The sequence below is a fragment of the Pseudomonas putida genome (assembly GCF_001976065.1).
In the GTDB taxonomy this organism is placed as follows: domain Bacteria; phylum Pseudomonadota; class Gammaproteobacteria; order Pseudomonadales; family Pseudomonadaceae; genus Aquipseudomonas; species Aquipseudomonas serbica.
In genome coordinates this window covers 143,138-157,484 of sequence record NZ_MNAH01000012.1, presented here as the reverse complement: position 1 = coordinate 157,484, position 14,347 = coordinate 143,138, and the positions used below count along the sequence as shown (strand labels likewise).

Genomic DNA, 14,347 nt, shown 5'->3' with positions numbered 1-14,347 from the left:
CGGCTTCAAACCGGAATTTTCTCTGTGGTCGGGAAAGCTGTGGCAGTCGATCATCGCATGCTGCTTCAGTTACCTCCCCACCGCTTAATCCTTGAACCACGCCGACCGATGAGCGGCGAATGAGGAATGTAATGAGCAAGACTAACGCTGATTTGATGGCCCGCCGTAACAACGCAGTTCCACGTGGTGTTGGCCAGATTCACCCGATTTTCGCCGAGTCCGCGAAGAACGCGACCGTGACCGACGTTGAAGGTCGTGAGTTCATCGACTTCGCTGGCGGTATCGCCGTACTGAACACCGGCCACGTACACCCGAAAGTCATCGCGGCGGTGACCGAGCAGCTGAACAAGCTGACCCACACTTGCTTCCAGGTGCTGGCTTACGAGCCGTACGTAGAAGTGTGCGAAAAAATCAACGCCAAGGTTCCTGGTGATTTCGCCAAGAAAACCTTGCTGGTCACCACTGGCTCCGAAGCCGTGGAAAACTCGATCAAGATCGCCCGTGCCGCCACTGGCCGCGCTGGTGTGATCGCGTTCACCGGCGCTTACCACGGTCGCACCATGATGACCCTGGGCCTGACCGGTAAAGTCGTGCCTTACTCGGCCGGCATGGGCCTGATGCCAGGCGGCATCTTCCGCGCGCTGTACCCGAACGAACTGCACGGTGTGAGCATCGACGACTCGATCGCTTCCATCGAGCGCATCTTCAAGAACGACGCCGAGCCGCGTGATATCGCTGCAATCATCATCGAGCCGGTTCAGGGCGAAGGTGGTTTCTACGTCGCGCCTAAAGAATTCATGAAGCGTCTGCGTGCCCTGTGCGACCAGCACGGCATCCTGCTGATCGCTGACGAAGTACAGACCGGCGCTGGCCGTACCGGCACCTTCTTCGCCATGGAACAGATGGGCGTTGCTGCCGACCTGACCACCTTCGCCAAATCCATCGCTGGCGGCTTCCCGCTGGCTGGTGTGTGCGGCAAGGCCGAGTACATGGACGCCATCGCTCCAGGCGGCCTGGGCGGCACTTACGCCGGTAGCCCGATCGCTTGCGCCGCGGCCCTGGCCGTGATGGAAGTATTCGAAGAAGAGCACCTGCTGGACCGCTGCAAGGCTGTTGGCGAGCGTCTGGTAACCGGTCTGAAGGCCATTCAGGCCAAGTACCCGGTGATCGGTGAAGTGCGTGCCCTGGGCGCGATGATCGCAGTCGAGCTGTTCGAAAACGGTGACAGCCACAAGCCGAACGCTGCAGCTGTGGCGTCCGTTGTGGCCAAGGCTCGCGATAAGGGTTTGATCCTGCTGTCCTGCGGCACCTACGGCAACGTTCTGCGCGTCCTGGTACCGCTGACTTCGCCGGACGAGCAACTGGACAAAGGCCTGGCGATCATCGAAGAGTGCTTCTCCGAGCTCTGATCACCAAGTGTGACCTGCTTCACAAAAAACCCGCTTCGGCGGGTTTTTTCTCGCCTTCAAAAACACAACCCGCGTATTAGCGCTGTATCCGATAGCCGGCTTTGGCTTAAGGTTTACGCATTGCCAGGGAGAGCTGTATGACAGTCGTCATTTTACCCGCGATTCCGAGAGTATTGATCGCCGAGGCCGACCCCTGGTCCCGCGATCTGCTCAAGGAAGTGTTGTTGAACGTTCGCTGCGATGCGCGGCTGGACTTGTGCGCCGATGGCCAGCAGGCGATGGAGTTGCTGGCGTCCAACCCCTACGACCTGGTCATCGCCGACTGGGAGTTGCCTGGCGTCAATGGCCTGAATGTGTTGCGCAGTGTGCGTCAGCGCAAGCGCAATCCACCGTTGCCGTTCATCCTGATGAGCAGCCGCAACGACAGTGCGAGCGTGCGTGAGGCCTTGCCGCTGGCCCCCGCTGCGTATCTGACCAAACCCCTGAACATGGAGAGCCTGACCCAGCGCTTGCAGGTTTTGCTGCTGAACGCCGGGGAAGAGGTATTGTGCGAGGTACCGGCGCTGGCGCCGGGCATGACCTTGCCGGTATTCCTTGAGCGTCGTCGTGAACTGGCGGAAGGCGCGCCGCTGATGACGGACGTGCAAGTGGCGGTCAAGCGCAGCCTCAACCCCAACGGCCTGGATTTGACGGTGCTTGAGGACGAAATCCGCACCGATCCACAAGTAACCGCCGTGCTGATCGCCGCCGCCAACAGCGCCGCCCAGCACCATGGTACCGCCGTGCAAACCCTGTCCCAGGCCCTGCACCGATTGGGCACCGGGCAAAGCATGAACCTGATTCTGGGCCTGACGCTCAAGCGCAGTGCGCGGCTAAGCGACCCGCAGCTGGCGGACTATGCCGAGCGTTACTGGGATCTGTCGCTACACACCGCTGAGTACGCGCGAACGCTGGCGCGCTTGCTGGACCTGGATCAGGCGCGCTGCTACTGCGCCGGCATGCTGCATCGTCTGGGCGACCTGGCGTTGTTGCGTTGCTTGCAGGAATGGAAACAGGCTGGTGGCGAACTGGACGATCAGGAGCAAGTGGGCGAGGCGCTGGCGGAGTTCAGTGCCGCCTACGGTTCGGCGTTGCGCACCCGCTGGCGTCTGCCGCTGGAGCTGCGGCAGCTGATTGCGGCCGCTTACCAGCTCGGCGGCGGGGTTTACTCCCGAGAAGCCCTGGTGATGAACATGGCGGCACAACTGGCGCGCCTGACCGAGCATGAGGGTGTTGAGGACCTGGCCAAGAGCCGCACGGCGCGGCTGCTGAAGATCGGCTTGCCGGAGTTGGTACGGATGCGCAAGAAATAAGCCTTGCGACGCCCTCTGTAGGAGCTGGCCTGCCAGCGAATCCAGGCGACTCGGTGAGTCAGGTACACCGCTTTCGCTGGCAAGCCAGCTCCTACAGAGGGGCGTGCCGTTCAAGCGCTGATGATCCGGTTCTTGCCCTGGCGCTTGGCCTCGTACATCGCGGCATCCGCCCGGGCAAACAGGCTTTCCAAACTTGCATCCTCGGCCGTAAGGCTGGTCAGGCCCTGGCTGACGGTGATGCCGAACGTATGGCCGTCATGGTTGAAGCTCAAGCCCTGAATCTCCCGTTGCACGCGCTCAGCCACTTGCAGGGCCATCTCTGGCGTGCAGCCGGGGAACACAGCGGCGAATTCCTCGCCGCCAATGCGCCCGAACAGATCGCCGCGCCGCAATGCCGCACGGCCACTGTCGGCAATGCGCTGGAGCACGTTATCGCCTTCCTGATGGCCGTAGGTGTCGTTGATGACCTTGAAGTCATCGATGTCCAGCATGAGAAACGAGAGCGGCGTGCCCTGTTGTCGCGCCTGTTCGAATTCTTGCTCGGCACCCTCGAAAAAATGCCGGCGGTTGCTGCTGCGGGTCAGGGCGTCGGTTGTCGCCAGCCGTTGCAGTTCGGTCTCCAACTGCTTCTTGTCGGTGATGTCTTCGGCGATGCCGACAATGATCACCGGCTGCCCAGGCTCGGCCTGGCGGTTGATGAAACACTTGTCGCTGAGCCAGCGCAACTGACCGTCGGCGGTAATGATCCGGTACTCGCGGTCTTCGACGGCACCCTTGACCAGCACGTCCGCCAGGCTGTGCTCGGCGTATTCAAGGTCGTCGGGGTAAATGCTGTCGCGCCATTGGTTGTAGTCGGCCAACAACAGGTCGGCACTGCGGCCGAAAATCCGTTCATAGGCGGGGCTGACATACAGCACCTGGCGGGTTTCCCAATTGAATGCCCACAGCACTGCGTTGACGCTCACCAGCAAGGTGCTGAACAGCTGTTCACGTTCGCTCAGGCGCGCCACCTCGCCTTGGGCGTGCATCAGCGCCATCAGGGTTTGCGCGGCCTCGGGCCACTGCATGGGTGATGAGTCTTGTTGATTATTGACCATCGGCACAGATCTCAAAGGGGTGCGCCGCTCAAGGTCGAAGCGGCCACGGCGAAGCCCGCCTGGATGGCGAAGTGACTTTGAGATAAGGGATTTGCAGCGAAGTTCCGAAGGGTGCGCCCTGAAGAAAGGGCGCACCGATCAACGGTGTCAGGCGGCGCTTGGGCGCAGGGAATAGGTTTTCAACTGATCGGCGAAGTCACGCAGGGATTGAATCCCGCTGGCTTCCGCTTCGTGTACCCAGTCCTTGATGGCGGCGAGCATGTCGTGGCCATTTGAGCTGGTCTTGACCCAGATCTGCTGCAAGGCCAGGCGTTTCTCGTAGATGACCTTCAGCGCCTGGCTGTGTTCGAGCATGTTCTGGATGCGAACGTGGTGCTTGTCGTCCAGCAGGCTGGTTTCCCGCGAGAGCAAACCCTTGGCACGGTGGAACTGGTGGCGGACCGAGTGATCGACCTTTTCCAGTTCTTGCTTGACCAGCGGCCCGATCACCAGCTTGCGGTACTGGGCCATGATCTGGAAGCGGTTGTTGAGGATCGCCATGGCGGTGTCCATGTCCAGGTGGCCCTTGCCTTCGACACGGTGGGCAATGGGCGCGACCCGCTGGACCTTGGCCAGGCGCAGGAAGCTGAACACCTGGATCCAGGCCCAGCCCAGGTCGAACTCCCACTTCTTCACCGACAGCTTTGCCGAGTTAGGGTAGGTGTGATGGTTGTTATGCAGCTCTTCGCCACCGATCAGGATGCCCCACGGCACCAGGTTGGTCGCCGCATCGCGGCACTCGAAGTTGCGGTAGCCGACGGCATGGCCCAGGCCATTGACGACGCCAGCAGCCCACACCGGGATCCACATCATCTGGATGGCCCAGATGGTGATGCCGATGGTGCCGAACAGCAGCAGGTCGATAACGCCCATGATCGCCACGCCCAGCAGTGGAAAACGGGTGTAGACGTTGCGTTCGATCCAGTCATCCGGGCAGTTCTTGCCGTAGATGCGCAGGGTCTCGGGGTTTTCCGCTTCGGCGCGGTACAGCTCGGCGCCTTTGCGCAGTACGGTGGACAAACCCTTGATCACCGGGCTGTGCGGGTCGTCGACCGTTTCGCACTTGGCGTGGTGCTTGCGGTGGATGGCAGTCCACTCGCGGGTGTTCTGCGCCGTGGTCAGCCACAGCCAGAAGCGGAAGAAATGTTTCAGGCCAGCATTCAGCTCAAGTGAGCGATGGGCTGAGTAACGGTGCAGATAGACCGTGACGCCGATGATCGTGACGTGGGTCATCAGCAGGGTGACTGCCACCAGAGACCAGGGCGACAAGCCGAGAAAACCTTGGTACCACATAGGCTATAGGGCCCTCGAAAAAGAAAAAAACAGCCGATGCATTATCACTAAGCGGACAGATAAAACCAGTCGCCCTTTCAGATAAGAGTGGCAGGATGTGTCTTTAAACTATAATCCCGACTTTTCCGTAGGGACATGGACAGCCTTATGTCTGCCAGCTATCGCGATGCCGTACGCGCAGCGCTGCTCTACCTGTTGATTTCCGTGGTCTGGATGCAGCTGAGTGGCTTTTTATTGAGCAGTTTATTCGATGATTCGGCCGAGCGCTTACACTGGCAACTGATCAACGGTTATGCCTGGGTGGTGTTGAGCGCCGGCTTGATCTTCATGGCCCGGGCCCGCTTGTCACGTGGCCAGGCTGTAGGCGAGAAATTGCCTGAACGAAGAGAAGATCGTGAGCGTCTGCGCCAGGCGGCGGCCGTGTTTGATTGCACCCGTGAAGGCGTGCTGGTCACAGATGCCCAAGGGCTGATCGTCCATGTGAACCGCGCCTTCATGTCGATCACCGGCTATCAGCGTGAAGAAGTGCTGGGGCGTCAGCCCAGTCTGTTCAAGTCAGGTCATCATCCGCCGGCTTTCTATCAGGCGATGTTCGCCACCCTCAACAGCGTCGGCGAGTGGAGCGGGGAAATCTGGAACCGCCGCAAAAGCGGGGAAATCTACCCGCAATGGCAGACCATTCGCATCATTCACGACGACCATGGGCATCGCAGTCATTTTGTGGCGGTGTTCTCTGATATCAGCGCTATCAAGGACTCGGAACACGAGTTGAGGCACCTGGCGCATCACGATCCGCTCACCGGCCTGCCCAATCGCCTGCTGTTCACCGACCGCGCCACCCAGGCCCTGGCATCGGCGCAGCTGCACAAGCGGGGTTGCGCGTTGCTGATCATCGATCTGGATCACTTCGTGATGATCAACGACAGTTTCGGGCACGCGCTGGGTGACCAAGTGCTCAAGGCGGTGGCCGAACGTTTGGGAGCCATTTTCGATCCCGGAATTACCTTGGCGCGCCTCGGGGGCGACGAGTTCGCCGTGCTGGCCGAAAGTTGTCCACAACTGATGCAGGCGGCGGCGCTGGCCCAGCGGATCATTGAGGGCCTCAAGGAGCCCTTCGATATTCACGGGCATCGGCTGTTCATCAACGCCAGCATCGGTATCAGTCTTTTCCCCAGCGACGCCATGAGTGCCGAGCAGTTGTTGCGCAACGCCGATTCGGCGCTGTTCAAGGCCAAGAGCGGCGGACGTGATGGCTATGCCCTTTACACCGAAGAGTTGACGGCCCATGCCCGGCAGCGGGTCGAGACCGCCTCTGATCTGCGCAGGGCCCTGGAGCAAGACGAGCTGCGCGTGTTTTACCAGCCTGTCCACGATCTCAAGACTTGTCGCCTGATCGGCGTCGAGGCGCTGGTGCGCTGGGAGCATCCGCAGCGTGGCCTGGTACCGCCCGCGCAATTCATCCCGGTGGCCGAGCGGACGGGGCTGATCGCCCGGATCGACGCCTGGGTGATGCGCCAGGCCTGTCAGCAGATGTGCCAGTGGCAACAGGCGGGCGTGGTGTTGTCGTTTGTCGCGGTGAATGTATCGTCGCGCCTGTTCGCCGGCCGCGAGCTGTACCAACAAGTTGCGCAGATACTGCGCGAAACCGGCCTGGACCCGGCCTGCCTGGAGCTGGAAGTCACCGAGAGCGCGGTGATGGAGGATCCCGAGGTCGCGCTTGAGCAAATGCACCGGCTTCGTGAATTGGGTGTGCAACTGGCCATCGATGATTTCGGCACCGGTTATTCGTCGCTGTTGCGGCTCAAGCGTTTACCGGTACAGAAACTCAAGATCGACCAGGGCTTTGTCGCCGGATTGCCGAGAGACGAGGATGACGCGGCCATTGTGCGGGTCATCATCGCCCTGGCGCAGAGCATGGGCATGCAGGTGCAAGCCGAGGGCATCGAGCAGGTCGAACAGGCGGCGTTCCTGCTCGATCACGGCACTCATCTGGGGCAGGGCTACTGGTTCGGGCGGCCGGTGCCGGTAGCGGAGCTGGATTGGACCCGAACCCCCGTCATCTGACGTTCCCACACTCCGCGTGGGAACGCACCAAGTGACGCTCTGCGTCATCTGAGTCTTCTGGTTATATAAACATTCTTAAATAGTCTTTTTAAGAATATCTGCGCCTCTCTACTATTGGTCTCACGCCGCAAGCAGTGCCGCCACTGCCAGGCAACCTCTCAGTCGAAGGAACAGCACCATGAGCGCATCTCTACGTAGCGTTGACGGCCAGGACGAAGCAACCATCCTGCGCGAAATCCAGAGCGCCCTGCGCGACCTGCGCTTTGGCGCAGTGGAAATCACCGTGCACAACGCCCAGGTGGTCCAGATCGAACGCAAGGAAAAATTCCGCTTGCAGCAGCCGGGCAACAAACCGGGCTGAAGCGAGCTTTGAACCGACACCGCGATCCCAGAAATCCATAAGAACCAGCCAACACAATTAGAATTCCAGGAGCTTTCACCATGTCGTCGATTCGTCATTTCGCTTTGGCCGCCTTGGCCAGTGCCCTGTTTGCCGGTTCCGCGGTTGCCAAGGATTACGAACTGCTCAACGTGTCGTACGACCCGACCCGCGAGTTGTACCAGGACTACAACGCCGAGTTCATCAAGTTCTGGCAGAAGGACCACGCCGGCGACAGCGTGAAAATCCAGCAGTCCCATGGTGGCTCCGGCAAGCAGGGCCGAGCGGTGATCGACGGCCTGCGCGCTGACGTAGTGACCCTGGCCCTGGCCGGTGACATCGACGAAATCGCCAAGCTCGGCAAGACCCTGCCGGCCGACTGGCAGAAGCGTCTGCCGGAAGCCAGTACGCCGTACACCTCGACCATCGTGTTCCTGGTGCGCAAGGGCAACCCTAAAGGCATCAAGGACTGGGGCGATCTGGTCAAGAACGACGTTTCGGTGATTACGCCGAACCCGAAAACCTCCGGCGGTGCACGTTGGAATTTCCTCGCTGCCTGGGCCTATGGTCTCAAAGCCAACGGCGGTGACGAAGCCAAGGCCAAGGAATACGTGCAAACCCTGTTCAAGCACGTGCCTGTGCTGGACACCGGGGCACGCGGTTCGACCATTACCTTCGTCAACAACGGTCAGGGTGATGTGTTGCTGGCCTGGGAAAATGAAGCGTTCCTGGCGCTGAAAGAAGATGGCGGTGCCGACAAGTTCGAGATCGTCGTGCCTTCGCTGTCTATCCTGGCCGAGCCGCCAGTGGCCGTGGTCGACAAGAACGCCGCGAAAAAGGGCAATGAGCAGATCGCCGAAGCCTACCTCCAGCACCTGTATAGCCCAGCTGGCCAGGAAATCGCGGCGAAAAACTTCTATCGTCCACGTGACAAGGAAGTTGCTTCCAGATACGCCCAACAGTTCCCGAAACTGGACCTGGTCACCATCGACAAAGACTTCGGCGGCTGGAAAACCGCGCAGCCGAAATTCTTCAACGACGGCGGCGTATTCGACCAGATCTACCAGGCGCAGTAATCTTAAATCGCCATCAAGGAGCCTCGAATCGCGATTCGAGGCTTAGTGCATTCTCAACCAAGGACTTTTATGTCGCGTCGTATCTCCCCCGTCATACCCGGCTTCGGGCTGACGCTGGGCTACACCTTGGTGTACCTCAGCCTGATTGTGCTCATACCACTGGCGGCGATGTTCGTGCATGCCGCTCAACTCACCTGGGATCAGTTCTGGGCAATCATCTCGGCGCCACGGGTGCTGGCGGCCTTGAAGCTGAGCTTCGGCACCGCCCTGTATGCCGCCATCATCAACGGCATAATCGGCACGCTGCTCGCCTGGGTGCTGGTGCGCTATACCTTCCCTGGACGCAAGATCATCGATGCCATGATCGACTTGCCCTTCGCATTGCCCACCGCCGTGGCCGGCATTGCGCTGACCGCGTTATACACCCCCACCGGCCTGGTGGGTCAGTTTGCAGCGGATCTGGGATTCAAGATCGCCTACACCCCCCTGGGCATCACCCTTGCCCTTACTTTTGTGACACTTCCATTCGTGGTACGTACTGTACAACCGGTGCTGGCCGATATTCCCCGTGAAGTGGAAGAAGCAGCGGCGTGCCTGGGCGCAAAACCTTTGCAGGTGTTCCGTCACATCCTGGTGCCGGCCCTGTTGCCTGCCTGGTTGACCGGTTTCGCCCTGGCCTTTGCCCGTGGAGTCGGCGAGTACGGTTCGGTGATTTTCATCGCCGGCAACATGCCGATGAAAACCGAGATCCTGCCGCTGCTGATCATGGTCAAGCTCGACCAGTACGATTACACGGGCGCTACCTCCATTGGTGTGCTGATGCTGGTGGTTTCCTTCATTCTGTTGCTGCTGATCAACTTGCTGCAGCGGCGCATCGAAACCCCATAAGGAGGCGCGAACAATGTCCCAATCGTCTATTGCTGCCGCTTCCTCGAACGCTGCCCGTCGTGGCAGTGCGACTTCGCGGCGAATCCTGATCGGCCTTGGCTGGCTGATTTTTGCGCTGTTCCTGTTGTTGCCGCTGTTCATCGTGGTGTCTCAAGGGCTGAAGCTCGGCCTCGGGGCGTTTTTCAGCGCGATCTTCGAGCCGGACGCGCTGTCGGCACTGAAGCTCACGGTCATCGCCGTACTGATCTCCGTGCCGTTGAACCTGGTGTTCGGCGTCAGTGCCGCCTGGTGCGTGAGCAAGTACACGTTCCGCGGCAAAAGTATGCTGGTGACCCTGATCGACCTGCCGTTCTCGGTATCGCCGGTCATCGCCGGCCTGGTCTATGTGTTGATGTTCGGCGCCCAGGGGCTGTTCGGCCCGTGGCTTTCGGACCACGACATCCAGATCGTCTTCGCCTTGCCAGGCATCGTGCTGGCGACGATTTTCGTCACCGTACCGTTCGTGGCCCGTGAACTGATCCCGCTGATGCAGGAGCAGGGCACCCAGGAAGAGGAGGCCGCGCGCCTGCTCGGGGCCAATGGCTGGCAGATGTTCTGGCACGTCACCGTACCCAACATCAAATGGGGCCTGATCTACGGCGTGGTGCTCTGCACCGCGCGGGCCATGGGTGAATTCGGTGCGGTGTCGGTGGTTTCCGGGCACATTCGCGGGGTGACCAACACCTTGCCGCTGCACGTCGAGATCCTCTACAACGAATACAACCACGTGGCCGCGTTCGCCGTGGCGAGCCTGTTGCTGATCCTGGCGCTCTTCATCCTGCTGCTCAAGCAGTGGAGCGAAAACCGTATCAACCGCCTGCGCGCCAGCGCCGCGGAGGAATAATTCATGTCGATCGAAGTGCGTAACGTCAGCAAGAATTTCAATGCGTTCAAGGCGCTGGACAACATCAGCCTGGACATCCAGAGCGGCGAACTGGTCGCGTTGCTCGGCCCGTCGGGCTGCGGCAAGACCACGTTGCTGCGGATCATCGCTGGCCTGGAAACCCCGGACCAGGGCAATATCGTGTTCCACGGTGAAGACGTTTCCGGCCACGACGTGCGTGATCGCAACGTCGGTTTCGTGTTCCAGCACTACGCCTTGTTCCGCCACATGACGGTGTTCGACAACGTTGCGTTCGGCCTGCGCATGAAGCCGAAAAAACAGCGCCCGAGCGAAAGCCAGATCGCCACCAAGGTGCACGAGTTGCTGAACATGGTGCAGCTGGATTGGTTAGCGGATCGCTATCCGGAACAGCTTTCCGGTGGTCAGCGCCAGCGCATCGCCCTGGCCCGTGCCTTGGCGGTGGAGCCTAAAGTGCTGCTGCTCGATGAGCCCTTTGGCGCCCTCGACGCCAAGGTCCGCAAGGAGCTGCGTCGCTGGCTGGCGCGCCTGCATGAAGACATCAACCTGACGTCGGTATTCGTGACCCACGACCAGGAAGAGGCGATGGAAGTTGCCGACCGCATCGTGGTGATGAACAAGGGCGTGATCGAGCAGATCGGCGCACCGGGTGACGTCTACGAAAACCCGGCCAGCGATTTCGTTTATCACTTCCTCGGCGATTCGAACCGCCTGCACCTGGGCGAGGACAATCACGTGCTGTTCCGCCCGCACGAGGTGTCGCTGTCGCGGCATGAGCTGGAAGATCACCATGCGGCGCAAGTGCGCGATATCCGTCCGTTGGGCGCCACGACGCGGGTGACGCTGAAGGTCGAAGGCCAGAATGATCTGATCGAAGCCGAAGTGGTCAAGGATCACGACAGCCTGATCGGACTGGCCAAGGGCGAGACACTGTTCTTCAAGCCGAAGGTCTGGCAGAAGGTCGCCAACATCTAACCTGTAGGAGCTGGCTTGCCAGCGATCAACGATGACGCGGTGTGTCATACACACCGCTTTCGCCGGCAAGCCAGCGCCTACATATCCGTTCAGGCCGCCGCTTTGTTTGGATTGACCCGCACCCCGCCCGCCCGCGCCTCGATCTGCTCTTTCAGCACCCGTCGCAACCCCAGCAAAAACGCCAGCTCTACCACCACAAACAACGGCCCGACAATCAACCCCGTCACATCATCGACGAACGCCGGTTTGCGTCCTTCGTAGTGGTGACCAACAAACTGGATCGCCCAGCCAATCACGAACATCGCCACGCCGCTGCTCAACCAGACCAGCGTGCTTTGCTGTGCCAAAACCTGGCCTGCCCAAATGCACAGCCCCAGCAACACCGTCATCAACAGCCCAAGGCGCAACTCCAGGCGCAGGTAGAACCACGCCGATGCCAGCGCGACCAGTACCGCGGGTGAAAGCCAGCCCCCCGCCCATTGCGGACGAGACAGCAACACCGCCACCGCCACCACGATCAGCGGAATGCCGATGAAGTGGGTAGCGATGTTGCGCGGATCACGGTGGTAGGCGGCGTATTGACTGAGATGGTCAACGAGGCTTTTTTTCATTGTTATTCCTCCTGTAGGGTGAGCGATCATGCCCCGGGGCCATTCATGGCTCTGTCAGCCAGGCGACAATCTCTAGGAGTTTTCATGGATATGCAGGTCTGGCGACCACGCCTGTTACGCGGTCAGTGGTTCAGCCATTTACCTGTTTCTCTACAGGATAGTCTGCTGGCCGTTGCCAGGGTGCGGCGCTTATCAGCCGGCCAGCGCTTGTTCCAGCGTGGCGATCCGCCCTGTGGCCTGTACGCGGTGCTCGAAGGCGCGGTGCGTATCGGAGCGGTGAACGAACAGGGCAAAGAGGCGTTGTTGAGCCTGGTGGAGGCGCCGCACTGGTTTGGCGAAATCTGCCTGTTCGATGGCCAGGCGCGTACCCACGACGCCTTTGGCCTGGGCCCGTGCACGTTGCTGCACATCCCGCAAATCGCCCTGCTCGCGTTGCTCGATGAGCAGCCGGTGCATTGGCGGCAACTGGCGCTGCTGATGAGTCAGAAACTGCGCCTGACCTTCATCAATCTCGAACAGCTGAGCCTGATGCCGGCGCCGATGCGCCTGGCCCATCGCTTGCTGATGATCGCCGAAGGTTACGGCGAAATCGACGAACCCCGCCGCGTCCTGCAACTGCCGCAAGAGCAGCTTGCTTCGATGTTGTCGCTATCCCGGCAGACCACCAACCAGATCCTCAAGGATTTGCAGGGGCAAGGGATGTTGAAGCTGGGATATGGCGAGATCGAAATCCTCGATGTGCAACGGTTGCGGGCGTTGATTGCCGTTTAAGGGTGGGCTTTAGCCGCAAACGCGCCTAGCCTGTCGGAACGACAATCGAGGTGTGCCATGCGTGTATTGCTAGTGGAAGACGAACCCGGACTTGCCCGGCATTTGGCCGATGGCCTGAGCGAAGCGAGCTATGCGGTCGATGTGGCGTTCAACGGTATGGACGGTCGGCGCTTTATCGAGGCGGGCAAATATGAACTGATCATCCTCGACGTCATGCTGCCGGGGCTTAATGGTTGGCAGCTGCTGCAACAGATCCGCAAGCTCGGTGAGACGCCAGTGCTCCTGCTCACCACCCGAGATGGTATCGAGGATCGCCTGCGCGGGCTGGAGTTGCACGAGGATGATTACCTGCTCAAGCCGTTTGCCGTGAGTGAGCTGGTGGCGCGGGTGCGCAAGTTGTTGCGGCGGGGGCAGGGGCGCTGAGATCCTTCGGATCTGTCAGCGCAACCCATCCCGGAACTGCCCCGGTGTCATCCCCGTCCAGCGCTTGAACGCGCGGCTGAAACTGCTGGTGTCGGCAAACCCCAGCAAGTAGCTGATCTCGCTCAACGAGCATTGCGGATCGCGCAGGTGCAGCAACGCCAGGTTTTCGCGGCTTTCGTTGAGCAGCGTATCGAACCGACAACCCTCATCCGCCAAATGCCGTTGCAGGCTGCGCAGGCTCAGGTGCAGGGCCTTGGCGATGTGTTCGGCACTGGGTTCGCCTTCCGGCAATTGTTCTTCTATGGCGTCGCGGACCTTGCGCTCCCAGGTCAGCGGCTTGAGTTGCGCCAGTGTGCGGTTGAGCACGGCTTCGTTGTGTTCGGCCAGTTCCGGGTTGGCGTCGTCCAGGTGACTGTCAAAGTCCGACAGCGCGAATTCCAACCGGTCCTCCCCGGTGGCGAAATACACCGGAGAGCGAAAGACCTTGTGCCATTGATGCGGGTCCGCCGGCTCCGGGCGCCGCAAGTACACCGCCAGCGGGGCATAGTCGCGGCCCAGGCGGTTGCGGCAGGTGCGCACATAAATCGCCACGAAGGCGTCGATGGCTTCGAAGGCTGGGGCCGGGTTGCCTGGCGGAATTCTCAGGTGGAAACAGTAGCGGTCATCGGTGCGGGTCAGCTCCAGTTCCAGGGCGTCACTGACCACCTGGTGATACCGCACGATGCGCTCGAACACTTCCCGCAAGCTGCCGCTGGCCACCAGCGCATAACCGAGCGCATGAAAGGTGGTGGGGCTGACGAAGCGCGACACCCGCAAGCCGATCGCCGGGTCGCCGCTGACCTGTACCGCGATTTCCCACAGGCGCGTGGTACCGGACAACGGATAACGGGCGTTCGGGTCGTCCATCAGTTGCGGGTCGAGCCCGGCTTGCTGGCACAGGGCAGTGCTGTCGAGGCCCAGTGCGTCGAGTTGCTTGCGCAGGGCGCGAGTCCAGCTGGCGAGGGAGGTCGGTTCAGTCATGCTGGTTGGCGCTTCCGGTCAACAGGTTGGCGTTCTCGGCTACCGCTCC

The 14,347-nt window shown here is 60.7% G+C and carries 14 protein-coding genes; 10 read left to right on the top strand and 4 right to left on the bottom strand.

The annotated features are described in order from the left end of the window. Positions 1 to 131 precede the first annotated feature (131 nt). Together gabT and BKX96_RS29600 are read left to right on the top strand one after the other, a co-directional pair. Entirely contained in the window at positions 132 to 1,409 is a 1,278-nt protein-coding gene (gene gabT, locus BKX96_RS29605) for a 4-aminobutyrate--2-oxoglutarate transaminase (RefSeq protein ID WP_077186189.1), read from the top strand. Between the two features lie 137 nt (positions 1,410 to 1,546). Then, the gene (locus BKX96_RS29600) at positions 1,547 to 2,761 is read left to right on the top strand and encodes a response regulator (RefSeq protein ID WP_077186188.1); all 1,215 of its coding nucleotides are present in this window, start codon (positions 1,547 to 1,549) and stop codon (positions 2,759 to 2,761) included. 110 nt (positions 2,762 to 2,871) lie between these two features. Here BKX96_RS29600 and BKX96_RS29595 read toward each other — a convergent pair whose 3' ends face one another. Continuing rightward, positions 2,872 to 3,858: a GGDEF domain-containing protein gene (locus BKX96_RS29595; protein WP_077186187.1), complete on the bottom strand. Its 987-nt coding sequence runs from the start codon at positions 3,856 to 3,858 to the stop codon at positions 2,872 to 2,874. Between the two features lie 147 nt (positions 3,859 to 4,005). After that, positions 4,006 to 5,190, bottom strand: a complete 1,185-nt coding sequence (gene desA / locus BKX96_RS29590) for a delta-9 fatty acid desaturase DesA (protein WP_077186186.1) — start codon at positions 5,188 to 5,190, stop codon at positions 4,006 to 4,008. Between the two features lie 147 nt (positions 5,191 to 5,337). Between desA and dibA the strand changes: the two genes are divergently transcribed. The 6 genes from dibA to BKX96_RS29560 all read left to right on the top strand — a co-directional run bounded on the left by dibA (position 5,338) and on the right by BKX96_RS29560 (position 11,473). Further along, positions 5,338 to 7,254 carry a phosphodiesterase DibA gene (gene dibA, locus BKX96_RS29585; protein WP_077186185.1) on the top strand — a complete coding sequence of 639 codons (1,917 nt, stop codon included), beginning with the start codon at positions 5,338 to 5,340 and terminating at the stop codon, positions 7,252 to 7,254. Positions 7,255 to 7,432: 178 nt separating this feature from the next. Further along, on the top strand, positions 7,433 to 7,615 hold the full coding sequence (oscA, locus tag BKX96_RS29580) for a sulfur starvation response protein OscA (RefSeq protein WP_007975618.1): 183 nt from the start codon (positions 7,433 to 7,435) through the stop codon (positions 7,613 to 7,615). A gap of 80 nt (positions 7,616 to 7,695) precedes the next feature. Beyond that, complete coding sequence (locus BKX96_RS29575; protein ID WP_077186184.1) at positions 7,696 to 8,709, top strand: sulfate ABC transporter substrate-binding protein; 1,014 nt, start codon at positions 7,696 to 7,698, stop codon at positions 8,707 to 8,709. A gap of 69 nt (positions 8,710 to 8,778) precedes the next feature. Further along, positions 8,779 to 9,597 carry a sulfate ABC transporter permease subunit CysT gene (cysT, locus tag BKX96_RS29570; RefSeq protein ID WP_034148416.1) on the top strand — a complete coding sequence of 273 codons (819 nt, stop codon included), beginning with the start codon at positions 8,779 to 8,781 and terminating at the stop codon, positions 9,595 to 9,597. A 13-nt stretch (positions 9,598 to 9,610) separates the two neighbouring features. Beyond that, positions 9,611 to 10,480, top strand: a complete 870-nt coding sequence (gene cysW / locus BKX96_RS29565) for a sulfate ABC transporter permease subunit CysW (protein ID WP_046815373.1) — start codon at positions 9,611 to 9,613, stop codon at positions 10,478 to 10,480. A gap of 3 nt (positions 10,481 to 10,483) precedes the next feature. After that, positions 10,484 to 11,473 (top strand): sulfate/molybdate ABC transporter ATP-binding protein, encoded by a 990-nt coding sequence (locus tag BKX96_RS29560; protein WP_046815372.1) that lies wholly within the window; start codon positions 10,484 to 10,486, stop codon positions 11,471 to 11,473. 89 nt (positions 11,474 to 11,562) lie between these two features. On the opposite strand, the gene BKX96_RS29555 is transcribed toward BKX96_RS29560, so the two are convergent. Then, entirely contained in the window at positions 11,563 to 12,084 is a 522-nt protein-coding gene (locus BKX96_RS29555) for an Mpo1 family 2-hydroxy fatty acid dioxygenase (RefSeq protein WP_046815371.1), read from the bottom strand. 84 nt (positions 12,085 to 12,168) lie between these two features. On the opposite strand from BKX96_RS29555, the gene BKX96_RS29550 reads away from it, so the two are divergent. Beyond that, positions 12,169 to 12,855: a Crp/Fnr family transcriptional regulator gene (locus BKX96_RS29550; protein WP_046815370.1), complete on the top strand. Its 687-nt coding sequence runs from the start codon at positions 12,169 to 12,171 to the stop codon at positions 12,853 to 12,855. Positions 12,856 to 12,912: 57 nt separating this feature from the next. Then, entirely contained in the window at positions 12,913 to 13,278 is a 366-nt protein-coding gene (locus tag BKX96_RS29545) for a response regulator (RefSeq protein WP_077186183.1), read from the top strand. A 15-nt stretch (positions 13,279 to 13,293) separates the two neighbouring features. Here BKX96_RS29545 and BKX96_RS29540 read toward each other — a convergent pair whose 3' ends face one another. Then, entirely contained in the window at positions 13,294 to 14,298 is a 1,005-nt protein-coding gene (locus BKX96_RS29540; RefSeq protein ID WP_046815368.1) for an AraC family transcriptional regulator, read from the bottom strand. Positions 14,299 to 14,347 lie beyond the last annotated feature (49 nt).